The following is a 15,244-nucleotide window of genomic DNA, read 5'->3' on the forward strand; positions in this document are numbered from 1 at the left end:
TTTGAAAATAGTAGTTACTGAGAATGGTATCAGTCGGGCCGCGGCAGGTTTGTCCTAGCAGAGGGGTAGCCCTGTATAACAGTTGTGAGATATATATTACCGGCGTATCATCAGCGAATCGAGTCTGTTGGCTGGTTAATAAGTGGCCTCTGTTCGCTTCTCTTTCGTCATCCTGGCGTAAGCCAGACTAAAGCACGAAGCGTACAAGACAACAGCAACCCGGCACGAAGTATGAGCAAGCAGAGTAAACCAGAAAGCTCAAGCTCATATATATCAGTATTGCCCAAACTTTAGGCCCGGCTCATTTCACAGCAAAAAGTATCGAACAGGTATAGTTACTTAGCCTGATACAGGTAGGATTGACAACCAAGGACTGATGTCGAAAAGGAGTTAACACATGCTTTACTCTAAACCCCATTCTGTTTTCATCCGAATCTTGACAACTTCTCTATTGACTGCACTTTTATCCAGCGGATGTGGAGGCGGCGGTGGTGGTGGTGGTGACGACACGACCCCGGATAGTGACAGCGGCACAACAGAAGACAACGTCGATAGTGATGATACCCAACCAGACACCCAATCTGGTTACAGAGTATTACGCAGACAGTACGATTTCGATCTCAATGGGGTTATAGATGGCGTCTCAGAATTTGTCTACGACACCAACGGTAGACTGATGGAAGAGCAGTACACCTATACAGACGATGGTACACCTGATATTAGACTTCTCGGTAGCACACTACCCAGAGAGAACCTGAACACAACTGCGACCTATACATACGACACTGATGGCAGAGTCGAAACCTGGTCTGAAACGAATAGTGAGTACAGCTTTACTACGACTTATACCTACAATACAAGCGGCCTTATCAGCAGAGTAGATACCACATCATTGGACAGTATCGGTGGTGTTACCACTCAGGTTCATCATCTGCTTGAGTACGATGGCATAAGATTGATTGAACACACCCATCATCTAAACAACAACCCGGTAGCAAATCAGACTTACCAGATTGAGTATAATAGTGATGGCCGAGTCTCAACCAATAACATGGCTGTTAACCCACCTGGATCTGATTCTCTCTTCAGCTATACCTATTTCAGCAACGGCAACACAGAAACCGTTATCGCCACAACACCGAGCACACCATCCATAGGTGATATGGTTTACAACTTTGCTTTCAACTCCGCTAACCAGCCAACAAGTTTCGAATTCAGATCTGATCTGGATCAATACACTGACGATTTTAGCTACACCTACCGATATGCAGATAACGCTCTACTATCTGAATCGCTGGTCGATCGATACCTAGATGGCAGTACTGATGTAAGGATCATAACCGAATGGGAAGCAGGTGTTTGTACCCCTATGATCTTATGGGGGGTTCGAGCCATTGTTCCAACTAACTCAGACCCCTCCTCACCATATATCCCTGGTACCGGGTACTGGGAAAGTGACTTTTGCGCAACAGCAGGCGAGTAGATTGACATGTCTACTTAGAAGTTGCACGAATCCTGAGCCCAACCCTTGGAATAAACTAAACGGTGGGATGTAAATGCAATAACATCACTAGCTGATTGATTATGTAGCTGAGCCTCGCCTCAGAAATCACATTCCATTAGCAAAATCATCATGATGGACTTGTGTCTGCTGCCGCATTGCTTTCAGCGCCTTACCGTAGCCAATTAAAATACCCAGCCCCCAATGGAGACGAGATTTGTAGTACGGATCACTATCAGGGTCGTTCTCTTCGGGATTCTCGTTAAAGACCTTTTCACAATTACGCACGATAAGATGTTCTGGGATATAGCAGATACGGTTGTTCTTATAACTGCTGATCCGCAGCTCGGTTACTGGGTAGGCTCCGCCAGCACCAGAAGAGACTGCAATAATGTAAGCTGGCTTATGCCCCAGCTCCAAATTGTTGAACATCAGGAAGAAGTTTTTCAGACCAGCTGGAACCTGCCCATGCCATTCCGGGGATATAATGACGAAAGCATCACTTTCAGAAAACTGCTTTCTCAAAGGGGCCAGCCGTTCAACCCACTCCTTATCCTTTGTCCAGATAGACTGTTCCCAGAGCGGGAGTGGATTCCCAGCAAGTGAATAGAGATAAGTCTCAATATCATCAAAATCATTTTGCAGGACCGACGTGGTGTAACGTCCGATTTTCTCGCTTTGAGATGAAACTCGGTGACTACCAGTGATGATGCTGATTTTCATAATAAATGAACTCTTCTTGCTGGGCTTCTATACAACAGCATGGAGCCTTAACAATCAACTGACTTTTGTTAAGGTATTTTCATCAATATGGTGGAATATCTCCTGCTTAACAGGAATCCACAACTCGGTATCTTCACTGTAGCTGAATGTACCATCTGAGTTGATTGAGAGATCAAGCGAGTAGCGCTTTGTTTTGTAGCTGTCATCAAGGTAGCGGTTGGATAGGACACCATAGGTCAGTGAGCCTAACTCAGCTTCGAGGCGAAAGTTTTTACTATCCTCCTCAACATAACCACCGGCATTCACTAAAACACCACGGGGCACCAGAAAGCAGCGCATAACCTGTTTGCGGTCTTTGTCCCAAAGCCAGTAACCTAGCTCTTCATGGAATGGATCCTCTTTATCCAGAGGCCAGCAGACGGTTGAGTATCTCAATCCATAGAGTTCCTGTGGCCCATTATTGACCGGACCCAATGGTTCAAAAACAATTTTTTCTCGGAATTTTGTGACCGATTCCTTGCCATGGATCCTCGATCTATCCACACCCTGATCACTCTCCCAAACACCAGCCAAAGGGGCCAATGGACCTAGACTATCAATAATTGCATCACTCATGAGATTCTCCACATGGAGGTAATAGATATGACTTACTATCTGAAGCAGTTCTTCACTGAAAGATCCGTAGTACATTACTCTTTCGTTCGAACTGACTCATTGAATTATTTCAATAATTCCATATATCTATCGATTTTATTGATTCAGATCAATAGTCACCTGCAACAAGAACCTCTGATTAATCTGTAACCAGGGATCTATTTTATCTCTATCCTAGAAGCTGGTCATCCATGTCGTCCCAGTAGAGTCTAAAGTAAATGCTATGCTTACAATTATCCTTTTATGAAATACTGAATGAAATAGTTAAAAAATAGAAAAGGGAGTTTCCAGACAGAGTTCCACCCCATGTAGTCATGACACTGGTACTCAATTTGAGCGACACTATAAAAAACAGCTGAATCTAATAAAAACAGTCTCCCTCATACTAATCTTACAAGAGTGAATGGATCTTCTTACTGAAGCAACAAACCTCAATTTTTTCTCCGCCTTCTCAAGAGCACTGGGGTTCGTTTGAACAATAGGGATAGATAACTAATGAACGATACAACTCAAAAAATTGCACTATTTATAGATGCTGATAATGCACCCGCAAGTAAATTTGAAGATGTCCTTAGCGAAGTTGCAAAATATGGGGTGGTAACAATAAGAAAGGCATACGGTAACTGGAAAAGTTCTTCGCTAAAGCCTTGGGAGGACTTATTAAATGAATACGCCATTCAGCCAATACAGCAGTACGATTTAACTAAAGGCAAAAATGCATCCGATATTGCTTTGGTGATTGACGCGATGGATGTCATGTATACAAAGAACATTGATGTTATGTGTTTCGTTTCATCAGATTGTGACTTTACACCCATGGTTACTCGCGCACTTGCAGAGGGTAAAGTCGTGCTGGGTTTTGGAGAGCGTAAAACACCTTCACCTTTTGTTAACGCATGCTCGAAATTCCTATACATTGATCAAGCACCTAAACAAAACAGCTCAGTTACTGAAAAATCAAAAAACATTAAATCTGACACAAAGCTAATCAATCTTTTACGACAAGCAATAGAGGCAACTGAAGAAGATAATGGATGGGCTGCTCTTGGTCCGGTAGGATCACATATATCCAATAAAACATCATTTGACACAAGAAATTACGGATACAGAAATTTAAGCAGCCTGATTAAGGCGATTGATCTATTTGAGTTAAAAAGAGGACCAGGCAACTCATATCTCGTAAAAGACAAGCGGAAGAAAAACTAACGGTTTAAATATCGCTCTGTGTGCTTATGACAAGAGAGTCGATAGACACATGAAACATTTGGCATAGAGCAACCCTGACACTCGATTTAATATCTATTATTTGCACGCTTGCTGCATTAGGGTGAACCGGTGCCTGGCAATTATCTTTGGTATTCACCTGAGCAGTGTCGCTTCAGTTAAATAGACCGCAATTCAGAATGACTACCCCGCTACTTTTTATCGAAACTTAACTCGATAAAGTTTTCGAACAAACACCCAACTTATATTTTAAAAAGCACCTTTCATCATATTATTGCAAAGTTCTATTGCGAACAGAACCACTGCACTCTACTACCTGGCATTAAATTACGACTCGTTCATATATTATTAACCCGGCGACTAAGTATGTTGTCTTCAGCCGAAGGGCACTTCCTGCGGGGCGCGAGCCGTACCTTGATCAAGGGCAGGCTTGATACCCTGAAGACGACATACTTAGTCGCCGGGTTAATAAGGGCACCTCTATTAATTTCTTGGCTTCTCTTGTCGATAGGATTTTGAGAGATGAAAAGCATTACAGAGCAGAGGATAAAGAACAAAAAACATCATCACAATGGCAAATAGGGTGAAGAGCAATGTGAAACTGAAACATCGTTACTCCCCTCGCCCCTTGCGGGAGAGGGGCTGGGGGAGAGGGGTGTTCAACAACAACATCATCCTCAAGATCAATACTCAGGATAAGAAGGATTGATCTGATCATGCCGCAATCACTTCAATTTCAAAATGCTCTTGACGCACACCCTCTCCCCACCCCCTCTCCCGTCAAGGGAGAGGGGCCTTTATCGCTGCCTGTGGAGTGATATTGAGTCGGTAGATGCGACTTACGACCGTAATAACATCAATGGTGGTTGTGGCGACAACAAAAGTCCAATCCACTGCTAACAGTTATATCTACACCCTTGAGACCATCATTTTTGTCTCAATCCTCTATACGCGACATGTTCATCATTGGACATTTCCTGGTGATGAATTAAGCTAGCGACTAATAAACAGCAAAACTGTAGAACCATACCAGCTTCAACCAAGCTATTTATTTCTCATTGGATCAATGCCTTATAGATTGCAGAGATTCATAAATCTTGGATTCAGCTTAAAAGGCACCTACTCATGTCAGATATTCACCACCAAGGAGCCATATAACTCCCCATGCACTTGTTTAAAATCGTTTTTTTAAATCAAGGAAAAGTCTACGAAATCTTTGCTAAAACCATTCGTCAGGGAGAGCTTTATGGTTTTGTCGAGGTTGAGGACCTGATATTTCAGGAGAGCAGCTCACTGGTCGTTGACCCCTCAGCTGAAAAATTAAAAGAGGAGTTTTCCGGAGTACAGCGGACACGTATTCCTATCCACTCTGTGATTCGTATCGATGAGGTGGAAAAAAATGATCATGGTCCAGGAAAAATTATCGATATTGACTCGGACTCCAACATCACTCCATTCCCAAACCATTTTATTAACCCTAAAAACAGACCAGAGAAGTAGGCTCTGATTGCGATAACGCATTGAGCATCACCAGGAAATATCGAAAATGGAGGTGACTTTCACTGCTTCTCTTCGATATGAAAATATTTCCCTTTCTAATCTGTTCACTCTCTCTGGTCAGCGCATGTTCTCAACAAACCGCTGATCAGCTGCAGGAGGGTTTCTCAAACACTCCTGCGATGATCGTTGCTGCGGAAACAGGCGACCTGCCAACAATACGCAAGCTGATTGATGATAACGGCCAGGTCGATATTCAGGATGCCTGCATGTGGACGCCGTTAATGAAAGCAGCACTCAATGGACATCTAGGCATAGCTCAGCGTCTGATTGATGCGGGCGCTGATGTTAATCAAGTCGATAAGGGGGGCTATTCTGCAACGATGCTCGCTGCCTCAAACAACCATTATGAGATAGTCGAGTTACTCTTGACCCATGGTTCCGAAATTGACCAGATTGAGGTTACCGGTGGCTGGACCGCTCTAATCTGGGCTGCAAAGCTAGGTCATATTGAATCGGTGAGAACACTATTGGCTCATCAAGCCAACCGCGATATCCGCGATTTCAGTAATTTGACGGCCCTTGACTGGGCCACAAAGAATCAACATTCAGAGATATCGGAAATGGTTGAATCATCTCAGCTCTCCCACTGACACCCTCTTCCTTAGGAAATAGCTGCAAACTCAATCTTTCCTTGTGCGTTTAGATTCAGACAGCCATTAAAGCCACTTATATCAATTAGTTAAGGCATCTTTATTTGAATAGCGACTCAATAGTTCATGAATCATCAAATGGTGGGTAGCTGAAGGTTAACCGAACAACAGCGAAAACAGATCAAATAAAAACATCTCATTCACTGATCTGGATCATCAAGTAATATCTGGACTAATCCTAAGATGTGTAGATGAGCCAAATCTATCTCATCCTACGTCCAGTCTACTGGTTTGGAGGTTTCTCTCATGTCAAATCAAATCACTAATGACCAAAGTTTACGCGATGCTATTAGCCAACTATCCAGTAAACAGCAGAGAGCTTTAGCAGGTAAATTTGTAGCCAGCGTTGAACATTTAAGTTCAGATCCAAGGATTGCCCGGGCAATTGAAGCTGCAACAAACCCCGATCTCTCAAGCCAGGAGGTCGAAACTGCCTATAAAGACGCCAAGGCTTTGGCGACTCAGACCTATACAGCTTGCGGCCGTGATGCAGACTGGGCTGCACAAGCTGAACATTTTGTTGCCGCAGCTGCAACAGCCTCACTGACGCCTGATGAAGCTGATGGCACAAAGGGGGCATGGCGGGCTGCGATGCAGGCACGCATGGCTAAAAATTGTGAGATGATTCTGAATGATGGAGGTGGTCTGGCCAACGAATCAGAAAATCAGTATCGCCTTGCTGAGGCTTTTCTGCCCTAGTGGGTTGTTGGGTAAATTTGGCAACACTCAGCCGGATCACCCGCGCCATTGGTAAAGCGTGCGAGCGCAAGATCAGCGGTCAACTGCAGAATCCAGGTTTAAGCAAGCATAACACCGACGATAGCGTTTCTTTCCGAACAGGAGTATTCAGAGTCTTCCCTTAGATTTACAGGAGCTATCTGAATCTCGTTGATTGTGTGCCTAATAAACAGCTCTGAGCAAGTAGTGCCTGGATATCTCAGGCCTTCCCATCCATCAGGGTAATACCATCCAGTCCATCAACCAGTGAATCGTTGGTATGGCTTGCTCCAAGTTTGATCATCAATCGTACATCATTGGCGGAATCAGCATGGGCGAGTGCATTCTCATAACTGATAACGCCCTCTTCATAGAGTTGAAAAAGATGCTGATCAAAGGTAATCATGCCGAGCTCGTTCGAGCGTTTCATCAACTCTTTCAGCTTATGAATCTTACCCTTCCTTATCAAATCGGCAGCCAAAGGCGTATTTAACATGACCTCAATCGCAGCGCGACGCCCATTCCCATCAGCTTTGGGTATCAGCTGCTGCGCAACTATTGCCTTTAGATTCAGGGAGAGGTCCATAAATATCTGCTCTCTGTGATCTTCCGGGAAAAAGTGGATGATGCGATCCAATGCCTGGTTTGCATTGTTGGCATGAAGGGTGGACAGACAGAGGTGACCTGTCTCAGCAAAGGTGATTGCGTTTTCCATGGTTTCCCTGCTACGGATCTCACCGATCAATATCACATCCGGTGCCTGACGAAGAGTATTCTTCAGTGCTACATCGTACGATTCTGTATCTATACCCACTTCTCTCTGCGTGATAATGCATTTGTCATGATCATGCATATACTCAATCGGGTCTTCGATACTGATGATATGGCCGTCACCCCGTGTATTTCGATATCCAATCATTGCAGCCAGAGAAGTCGATTTACCGGTACCGGTAGCACCAACAAAGATCACTAAACCACGTTTGGCGATAGATAAATCCTGCAGTACAGGCGGAAGAAAGAGAGATTCCAGGGTTGGAATATTGGTCTCAATCCGGCGCAGAACCATTCCGACTGCATCCCGCTGTATAAAAGCACTGACACGAAACCGCCCAATCTTTTTCGCGCTGATGGCGAAGTTACACTCTTTGGTCTCGTCGAACTCCCGCTGCTGGGCATCGGTCATGACGCTGTAGGCCAAGGCTTTGGTCTGTTGCGGGGTCAGTGCTGTTTTGTTCACTGGGTGAATTTTACCATCCACCTTGATGGATGGTTCCCGACCTGCGGTGATAAACAGGTCCGAGGCCTTGTTCTTGACCATCATGGCAAGGAGTGGGTTCAGTTCCATATTCTTGTCCTCTAAACACTCATTCTTATGCGCCGAATACGGTAAATCAGCGCAATTTCGATGGCTATCAGTTAACCCTAATTATAATTAACCCGGCGACTAAGTATATCGCTTTCAGCCGCTGTGCACGCCTACAGCCAGGTTTGATAACGCACTCTAGAACTGATCCTTGTGCTGTGCTTTGGATCTGGCATCCAAACGACTCACTACGCCCTTCTGCACCAGCTCTTTCAGGGCCTGATCCATGGTCTGCATCCCGGCTGCCTGCCCGGTCTGTATCGCAGAGTACATCTGAGCCACCTTGTCTTCACGAATCAGATTACGGATCGCCGGGGTACCAACCATAATCTCCCAAGCGGCAATTCGGCCACCGCCTATTTTTTTCAATAGTGTCTGGGCAACAACTGAACGTAAAGACTCAGACAGCATGGAACGAACCATTGATTTCTCACCTGCAGGGAAGACGTCGATGATTCGGTCGATAGTCTTTGCGGCAGAGCTGGTATGCAGGGTACCGAATACCAAATGGCCGGTCTCCGCAGCCGTCAGCGCCAGACGAATGGTCTCAAGATCACGCAACTCACCCACCAGGATGATATCCGGATCCTCACGCAGTGCAGATCGCAGCGCTTCAGCAAAGCCGAGGGTGTCGCGGTGTACTTCTCGTTGATTGATCAGACACTTTTTGCTGTTATGAACAAATTCGATGGGGTCTTCGATGGTCAGTATATGGGAATAATCATTATCATTCTTATAGTCCATCATTGCCGCGAGAGTAGTCGATTTACCAGAGCCGGTGGGGCCGGTGACCAAAACCAGGCCACGAGGCACATCTACAATATCCTTAAATATTTGAGGACAACCCAGATCTTCGAGGGTCAGAACTTTGGATGGAATGGTACGAAATACTGCCGAGGCACCCCGCGCCTGGTTGAAGGCATTGACCCGGAAACGGGCCAGACCGGGAATTTCAAAAGAGAAGTCGTTTTCCAGAAATTCCTCGAAATCCTTGCGCTGCTTATCGTTCATGATGTCATACACCAAGGCATGCACAACCTTGTGCTCAAGCGCCGGCACGTTGATCCGGCGTATATCTCCATCTACGCGAATCATCGGCGGTAAGCCAGATGAAAGGTGTAAATCTGATGCGTTGTGTTTGACACTGAAGGCCAAAAGTTCAGCGATATCCATTCATTCCCCCATTACTATCATGCAAAGGATGCATGTGCCATTTGCGGGCACATAAAATTTCAGCAAATCATGGTACTGTATCTCATGCTGGTAGGCATTATCCCTTTATCGACATCCAGACAGATAAATTTAACTGGCACTTAAACTTGAATTGGCACCTGACTGACCACACATAAGAAAGCAACATTACGCTGCCGGATAAGCAAATAATATACTAATCCGCCTTACAAATATCCGTTATCCGGCAAAATGGCATGAGATAGACGTGACAGACGACACCATATCCAAATCTGATCAGCTTCGGCAACGCTTTCATCACGTACAGGAACGCATCCGCAAGGCAGAGACATCTTGTAAGCGCCTCCCCGGCAGTGTGGAACTGCTGGCTGTGAGTAAAACCCGTAGCAGCGAGGAAATTCATGCGCTTGCAGAGCAAGGACAGCGAATGTTTGGAGAAAATTACTTACAGGAAGCGGTGAGCAAAATCACACAACTTGAAGCGTTGAAACTCTCCTGGCACTTCATTGGTCGTATTCAGAGTAACAAGACCCGACAGATCGCAGAGCACTTCGATTGGGTACACAGCGTTGCCAGCCTCAAACATGCGACCCGACTCAGCCAACAACGTCCTGACAACCTGGCTCCACTCAACATCTGCCTGCAGGTCAATACCAGCGGCGAGTCGAGTAAAGACGGTCATTCACCAGAAGAGCTGAAAGAACTATTACCTGAATATCAAGCATTGGATAAGATACAAATTCAGGGACTGATGACCATTCCAGCTCCTGTAGAAGACAATTCTGACCCCCGACAGCCATTTCAATTGCTGCGGACACTGCGTGATCAGTTGAGTACAAAAGAGAAGCCTTTAAGCACCCTTTCCATGGGGATGTCCAACGATCTGGAGGATGCTATTTGCGAGGGAGCGACCATCGTCAGAATCGGCACCGCAATTTTTGGCCCCCGGCAGTATAATCAATCCCAGTAATCACCTCTGAACACAGAGCGGTAGCATGAAAAACGACAAAATCACTTTTATCGGCGGCGGCAACATGGCAACAAGCCTGATTGGCGGCCTCATTGCAGACGAATATGATTGCAATGCCATTACAGTCAGTGATCCCGATACAGAAAAATTAAGCCAACTGGCTGCCCGCTACGGGGTTACAACAGAGCCTGATAATGAACAGGCGGTTCAGCAGGCTCAGATCGTTGTATTGGCGGTCAAACCACAAATTCTCGAGTCGGTTGCTCAGAATTTGGCTAAAACCCTTCAAAATTCAAAGCCTCTGATCATCTCCATCGCTGCGGGTATTACCGCTACAGACCTCGATAACTGGCTCGGTGGAGATCAGGCAGTAGTGCGCAGCATGCCGAACACCCCGGCAATGATCCAGTCTGGTGCAACTGGTCTCTATGCCAGCCCCGGAGTGAGTGAAAACCAACGCAACCAAGCAGAGAGCATTCTTAGAGCCGTAGGCCTTACACGCTGGGTAGAGAATGAATCCCTCATCGATGCAGTAACTGCTGTTTCCGGAAGTGGTCCGGCCTATTTCTTCCTGGTCATGGAGGCCATAGAGGAGTCGGCCAAGTCGATGGGGCTTGATGAAGAGAGCGCCCGACTGCTCACGCTACAGACAGCTTTAGGTGCAGCCCGCATGGCGATTGAGAGTAGTGACTCGCCAGCCATGCTACGTCAAAAAGTCACCTCCCCAGGTGGCACTACCGAACGAGCCCTTGATATCCTTGAGAAAGGTGGCCTCAGGGAATTGTTCAAAGATGCCCTGCAAGGTGCCAAAGAGCGTTCCCACGAACTTTCCAATTTACTAGGACACAATGATCATGGGTAGCAGCTATCTCTCCAACCCTTTGATTTTTCTGGTACAAACCATATTTGGCCTGTATATCCTCGCGATATTGCTGCGCTTCCTGCTGCAGCTTGTACGAGCCGATTTCTATAACCCTGTTTCGCAGTTTTTAGTCAAAGTGACTAACCCGCCGATTAAGATATTGCGTCGCATCATACCTGGATTTGGGGGTATTGATCTGTCGTCACTGATACTGGCCTGGGCATTGAAAACAGTTGAGCTGTTCCTGGTCATCATGATCTCGGGTAGCAGCGTCAATCTTCTGGGTCCGCTGTTGTGGGCAATCCCTGAACTGATTGAACTCACCATCAACATCTTTCTGTTCGGTGTACTGATTCAGGTCATTCTGAGCTGGGTCAATCCGGGGGCCTACAACCCAGCCACCAATCTGCTCTACAGCCTCACTGGTCCGGTGATGCGACCAGCTCAAAAAGTTCTACCACCGATTGGTGGTATTGATTTATCGCCTATGTTGGTGATGATCGGGTTGGTTTTATTGAAAATGTTGCTGATCCCACCGCTGCTGCAGATTACTTCTAGCCCCTTTGCATGAGCTGGTATCAGTGGCAGGAGGATGACCTGATTTTGCGCCTTCGGGTTCAACCCAAGGCCTCAAAGGATCGTTTTGTAGGGCCCTATGGCGAAAATGAGTTCAAGGTGGCTATAATGGCACCACCTGTTGATGGACAGGCGAACGCCCGGTTACTGAAGTTCATTTCAAAGGCTTTTGGCCTCCCTAGAAGCAACATCTCTCTGCTCACTGGAGAGTCATCCCGCAGCAAGTGCCTGAAACTAAAGTCTCCTAAGCGTCTGCCGATACCGATTGAGAAGTGAGACTGTGGTCATGGCGTCTGCCTGATTACTCGAGTATCATTTTTTCCTAAAGCTGATCAGAGCGGAAAATGGGTCCGTTTCAGCATGTGTAAGACTGGGGCTATTGCATGGAAAAAGTAAGATTTCAAGAACAGTTACAAGCTTACGAGCAGTGGAAAAAGGACATTATCAATACCATTGAAGAGTATGGTCCCTGGTTGGAAGAGAATGGTATGTCCACAGAGGACATCCAACAGCGCATCAAACATACACTCGACACTCTCAAAAGTGACAAACTCACGATAGCTTTCGTCGCTGAGTTCTCTCGCGGTAAGACTGAGCTGATCAACGCCATCTTTTTTGCCGACTACGGCCGCCGACTGCTGCCATCTGATGCCGGCCGCACCACAATGTGCCCTACTGAGATATTTTACGATGACGAGCGGGACGAAGCCTATGTACGTCTGCTGCCCATTGAGACTCGACTGCAGGACACCACGCTCTCTCAGCTGAGACACGACACCAAGCAGTGGGTTCATTATCCGCTCGAAATCGACTCCGTTGAGCAGATGCAAGCTGCGTTGAGTGAAGTTATCCAGACAAAAGAGGTCACCCTCGAAGAGGCCAAACATCTCGGCCTCTACAATCCTGACCTGCACCCCCATCAGAAACAGCCACCTGAAACTGTCGAGATTCCAAAATGGCGTCATGCCCTGATCAGCTTCCCCAATCCGATGCTGAAGAAGGGTCTTACCATTCTTGACACCCCCGGCCTGAATGCACTCGGTACGGAACCGGAACTGACCCTCAACATGTTACCTGCCGCTCAGGCAGTGCTGTTTGTACTTGGCGCTGACACTGGCGTAACCCGCAGCGACATGGAGATCTGGCAGCACCATATCAAAGGCTTTCAGAGTGGCCGCCAGCGAGGCCTGATGGTGGTATTGAACAAGATCGACACCCTCTGGGATGATTTGCGTGAACATGAAGATATCCATGATGCAATCAGAAACCAGCAGACTAATACAGCTGAGATGCTGGGTGTTGAACCAAGAGTTGTTTTTCCCATCTCTGCTCAGAAAGGTCTGCTTGCAAAGATCAAAGGCGAACCATCGCTACTTGAAAAGAGTGCATTACTGGAACTTGAAAACTACCTGGGTCAGGATGTTCTGAACATCAAACAACAGATCATTCTCGATACGGTCAGTTCTGATGTCGGTCAGATGCTCGACAACAGCCGCAGCATGCTCTCCGGCAAGCTCAACGACACCAAGTACCAACTCGAAGAGCTGGAAGAGCTGAGCGATAAGAGTGATGACGTGATCACCAATCTGATGGAGAAGACCCGCAGTGAACAGGCGCAATATCTCCGTGATGTAGAAACTTTCCAGCTGAGCCGCAAGCAGCTGAAACAGCAGGCCAGCACGCTCTCTGAAACCCTCAGCCTTGAAGCCCTGGAAAGTACGATTGAAAAATCCCGCAAAGAGATGACCAACAGCTGGACCACCAGCGGCATGAAGGGTTCGATGAAGAACCTGTTCGAAGAGACACGCAGCACCATGCTTATGGTTGTCAACCAAAGCGAACAGACCCGTAAGCTGATACGCGCGATCTACAGAAAATTTCAGAATGAACACGGTTTTGCCGTGGTGCAGCCAAAGATGTTTTCGATTGTGAAATATCGTGTTGAACTTGAGCTGCTGCACCAGGAGGCTGAGATCTTTCGAAATAGCCCTGTAACTGCCATGATGGAACAGAACTTTGTCGTTAAACGTTTTTTCTCTGCATTGGTTAAGCGCGCTCACGACATCTTTAAAAGGGCTGACGAAGATATCAACAGATGGCTCAGTTCAACCCTGGAACCCTTAGTGATGCAGATCAAAGATCACAAGGAGATGATGGAGAAGCGGCTTACAAATCTGCAAAAGATCGGCCAGTCCCGAAATACTTTGCAGTACCGCATACTCGAACTTCAGGAACAATATACCGAACTGGCCAGACAGCTGACAGCACTACGCAATATGTCCAACAGACTAAGCAATAGCCGTCCATTGCATCAGGCTAAACGTCAGAAACCAACACTGGTTAAACAAAATGCGGGTTGATAGCTGCATAACAGAGTTCGTCTTAATCTAAATAAACCTACTGCTCTGTCTTGTGACACTGCAGTAGGTCGTCTTTTAATTAGCTATTATCTTCGATCTGCAAGCCTTATATTAACCAAGTTAATCAGCGCTTAAGAGACTAATCGACCGCAGGCTCTTTTACCTGCAATCTACTAACCAGCAGGCGTCCTACACCCACCCCGTATACAGTTCCACTTCACGCTCTGGGCTTGATCGTCTAAACTGTTGTTCATGCCCCAAGCATAGAAGAGTGCTTATCTGCTCTTCTGATCGACATCGTCCACTTTGACATAGGCAGAAAAGATGTTCACCTTGACCAGGGCAATCACAACCTAGACCGGTCAATCAGACCGGCATAATGGAGGAGTTTACATGTCCGTTTTTAATTTTTTTACCAGACTGCTGTTTGTATCACTCATCACCCTTCCTGTCTGGGCAGAAAACAGTACCACCATTCCTGGATATACCATTCACCACAACGCCATACCCAGTGCTTCACTGGAGCCCAATGTAGCCCGCCAATATGGCATTCAACGAAGTAAGTACCGTGGCATGCTGAATGTCAGCATCATCAAATCAGAGGAAGGAACCACCGGTACACCATCGGAAGCCATCGTAATGGCCAAGGCTAATAATATACGCGGCCAGTTGATCAGCATCCCCATGCGTAAGGTCAAAGAGGGTGATGCCGTCTATTACATCGGTGAGTTCCGCATCGCTGATCAGGAGACACTGAATTTTGAGTTAAAGGTACAACCCAGAGGAGAGCGGCGTTTCTATACCGCCAAATTGAGCCAGGATTTTTATATCGATTAGCGCTGCTACCCCACTAACTCCCTCGCCCTCTGGGTGAGAGGGGTTGAATATCAAGA

General features: G+C 46.5%; 16 protein-coding genes. 12 read left to right on the forward strand and 4 right to left on the reverse strand.

The window, feature by feature from the left end; translation table 11 throughout:
* Positions 1–397: 397 nt before the first annotated feature.
* Positions 398–1,483: a hypothetical protein gene (locus AC4IE7_RS17040; RefSeq protein ID WP_490778063.1), complete on the forward strand. Its 1,086-nt coding sequence runs from the start codon at positions 398–400 to the stop codon at positions 1,481–1,483.
* A gap of 126 nt (positions 1,484–1,609) precedes the next feature.
* Here the strand turns inward: AC4IE7_RS17040 and AC4IE7_RS17045 are convergent, their stop codons facing one another.
* Both AC4IE7_RS17045 and AC4IE7_RS17050 read right to left on the reverse strand, forming a co-directional pair.
* Positions 1,610–2,224, reverse strand: a complete 615-nt coding sequence (locus AC4IE7_RS17045) for an NAD(P)H-dependent oxidoreductase (protein WP_490778064.1) — start codon at positions 2,222–2,224, stop codon at positions 1,610–1,612.
* Positions 2,225–2,278: 54 nt separating this feature from the next.
* Complete coding sequence (locus AC4IE7_RS17050) at positions 2,279–2,839, reverse strand: heme-binding beta-barrel domain-containing protein (RefSeq protein ID WP_490778065.1); 561 nt, start codon at positions 2,837–2,839, stop codon at positions 2,279–2,281.
* A 534-nt stretch (positions 2,840–3,373) separates the two neighbouring features.
* On the opposite strand from AC4IE7_RS17050, the gene AC4IE7_RS17055 reads away from it, so the two are divergent.
* The 5 genes from AC4IE7_RS17055 to AC4IE7_RS17075 all read left to right on the forward strand — a co-directional run bounded on the left by AC4IE7_RS17055 (position 3,374) and on the right by AC4IE7_RS17075 (position 7,011).
* A complete protein-coding gene (locus tag AC4IE7_RS17055; RefSeq protein WP_490778066.1) occupies positions 3,374–4,084 on the forward strand; it encodes an NYN domain-containing protein in 711 nt (236 codons plus the stop codon).
* An 850-nt stretch (positions 4,085–4,934) separates the two neighbouring features.
* Positions 4,935–5,099 (forward strand): hypothetical protein, encoded by a 165-nt coding sequence (locus tag AC4IE7_RS17060; RefSeq protein ID WP_490778067.1) that lies wholly within the window; start codon positions 4,935–4,937, stop codon positions 5,097–5,099.
* A gap of 167 nt (positions 5,100–5,266) precedes the next feature.
* Positions 5,267–5,602 carry a DUF1820 family protein gene (locus AC4IE7_RS17065; protein ID WP_490778068.1) on the forward strand — a complete coding sequence of 112 codons (336 nt, stop codon included), beginning with the start codon at positions 5,267–5,269 and terminating at the stop codon, positions 5,600–5,602.
* 77 nt (positions 5,603–5,679) lie between these two features.
* A complete protein-coding gene (locus tag AC4IE7_RS17070) occupies positions 5,680–6,252 on the forward strand; it encodes an ankyrin repeat domain-containing protein (protein ID WP_490778069.1) in 573 nt (190 codons plus the stop codon).
* A 306-nt stretch (positions 6,253–6,558) separates the two neighbouring features.
* Positions 6,559–7,011 (forward strand): hypothetical protein, encoded by a 453-nt coding sequence (locus tag AC4IE7_RS17075; RefSeq protein WP_490778070.1) that lies wholly within the window; start codon positions 6,559–6,561, stop codon positions 7,009–7,011.
* Between the two features lie 238 nt (positions 7,012–7,249).
* On the opposite strand, the gene AC4IE7_RS17080 is transcribed toward AC4IE7_RS17075, so the two are convergent.
* Positions 7,250–8,374, reverse strand: a complete 1,125-nt coding sequence (locus AC4IE7_RS17080; protein ID WP_490778071.1) for a PilT/PilU family type 4a pilus ATPase — start codon at positions 8,372–8,374, stop codon at positions 7,250–7,252.
* Positions 8,375–8,530: 156 nt separating this feature from the next.
* On the reverse strand, positions 8,531–9,565 hold the full coding sequence (locus AC4IE7_RS17085; RefSeq protein WP_490778072.1) for a type IV pilus twitching motility protein PilT: 1,035 nt from the start codon (positions 9,563–9,565) through the stop codon (positions 8,531–8,533).
* A 265-nt stretch (positions 9,566–9,830) separates the two neighbouring features.
* Between AC4IE7_RS17085 and AC4IE7_RS17090 the strand changes: the two genes are divergently transcribed.
* The 6 genes from AC4IE7_RS17090 (at position 9,831) to AC4IE7_RS17115 (ending at position 15,188) form a co-directional block, all read left to right on the forward strand.
* The gene (locus AC4IE7_RS17090; protein WP_490778073.1) at positions 9,831–10,553 is read left to right on the forward strand and encodes a YggS family pyridoxal phosphate-dependent enzyme; all 723 of its coding nucleotides are present in this window, start codon (positions 9,831–9,833) and stop codon (positions 10,551–10,553) included.
* A gap of 25 nt (positions 10,554–10,578) precedes the next feature.
* Positions 10,579–11,415 carry a pyrroline-5-carboxylate reductase gene (proC, locus tag AC4IE7_RS17095; RefSeq protein WP_490778074.1) on the forward strand — a complete coding sequence of 279 codons (837 nt, stop codon included), beginning with the start codon at positions 10,579–10,581 and terminating at the stop codon, positions 11,413–11,415.
* Positions 11,408–11,986, forward strand: coding sequence for a YggT family protein (locus tag AC4IE7_RS17100; RefSeq protein ID WP_490778075.1), 579 nt, complete (start codon positions 11,408–11,410; stop codon positions 11,984–11,986). Before proC ends, AC4IE7_RS17100 begins: the two co-directional genes overlap by 8 nt.
* Positions 11,983–12,267, forward strand: a complete 285-nt coding sequence (locus AC4IE7_RS17105) for an ACR/YggU family protein (protein ID WP_490778076.1) — start codon at positions 11,983–11,985, stop codon at positions 12,265–12,267. Before AC4IE7_RS17100 ends, AC4IE7_RS17105 begins: the two co-directional genes overlap by 4 nt.
* 107 nt (positions 12,268–12,374) lie before the next feature.
* Complete coding sequence (locus tag AC4IE7_RS17110) at positions 12,375–14,351, forward strand: dynamin family protein (protein WP_490778077.1); 1,977 nt, start codon at positions 12,375–12,377, stop codon at positions 14,349–14,351.
* Positions 14,352–14,744: 393 nt separating this feature from the next.
* Complete coding sequence (locus AC4IE7_RS17115) at positions 14,745–15,188, forward strand: DUF4426 domain-containing protein (protein ID WP_490778078.1); 444 nt, start codon at positions 14,745–14,747, stop codon at positions 15,186–15,188.
* The last annotated feature ends 56 nt before the right edge of the window (positions 15,189–15,244 follow it).

It is taken from the genome of Candidatus Thiodiazotropha sp. AKAK3 (genome assembly GCF_058244645.1).

Excerpts from the sequence above, each read along its gene's own strand:
- AC4IE7_RS17065 (WP_490778068.1), top strand. The coding sequence starts at position 5,267 with ATGCACTTGTTTAAAATCGTTTTTTTAAATCAAGGAAAAGTCTACGAA.
- AC4IE7_RS17040 (WP_490778063.1), top strand. The coding sequence starts at position 398 with ATGCTTTACTCTAAACCCCATTCTGTTTTCATCCGAATCTTGACAACT.
- AC4IE7_RS17050 (WP_490778065.1), bottom strand. The coding sequence starts at position 2,839 with ATGAGTGATGCAATTATTGATAGTCTAGGTCCATTGGCCCCTTTGGCT.
- AC4IE7_RS17075 (WP_490778070.1), top strand. The coding sequence starts at position 6,559 with ATGTCAAATCAAATCACTAATGACCAAAGTTTACGCGATGCTATTAGC.
- AC4IE7_RS17110 (WP_490778077.1), top strand. The coding sequence starts at position 12,375 with ATGGAAAAAGTAAGATTTCAAGAACAGTTACAAGCTTACGAGCAGTGG.
- AC4IE7_RS17100 (WP_490778075.1), top strand. The coding sequence starts at position 11,408 with ATGGGTAGCAGCTATCTCTCCAACCCTTTGATTTTTCTGGTACAAACC.
- AC4IE7_RS17105 (WP_490778076.1), top strand. The coding sequence starts at position 11,983 with ATGAGCTGGTATCAGTGGCAGGAGGATGACCTGATTTTGCGCCTTCGG.
- proC (WP_490778074.1), top strand. The coding sequence starts at position 10,579 with ATGAAAAACGACAAAATCACTTTTATCGGCGGCGGCAACATGGCAACA.
- AC4IE7_RS17080 (WP_490778071.1), bottom strand. The coding sequence starts at position 8,374 with ATGGAACTGAACCCACTCCTTGCCATGATGGTCAAGAACAAGGCCTCG.
- AC4IE7_RS17085 (WP_490778072.1), bottom strand. The coding sequence starts at position 9,565 with ATGGATATCGCTGAACTTTTGGCCTTCAGTGTCAAACACAACGCATCA.
- AC4IE7_RS17055 (WP_490778066.1), top strand. The coding sequence starts at position 3,374 with ATGAACGATACAACTCAAAAAATTGCACTATTTATAGATGCTGATAAT.
- AC4IE7_RS17045 (WP_490778064.1), bottom strand. The coding sequence starts at position 2,224 with ATGAAAATCAGCATCATCACTGGTAGTCACCGAGTTTCATCTCAAAGC.
- AC4IE7_RS17115 (WP_490778078.1), top strand. The coding sequence starts at position 14,745 with ATGTCCGTTTTTAATTTTTTTACCAGACTGCTGTTTGTATCACTCATC.
- AC4IE7_RS17070 (WP_490778069.1), top strand. The coding sequence starts at position 5,680 with ATGAAAATATTTCCCTTTCTAATCTGTTCACTCTCTCTGGTCAGCGCA.
- AC4IE7_RS17060 (WP_490778067.1), top strand. The coding sequence starts at position 4,935 with ATGCGACTTACGACCGTAATAACATCAATGGTGGTTGTGGCGACAACA.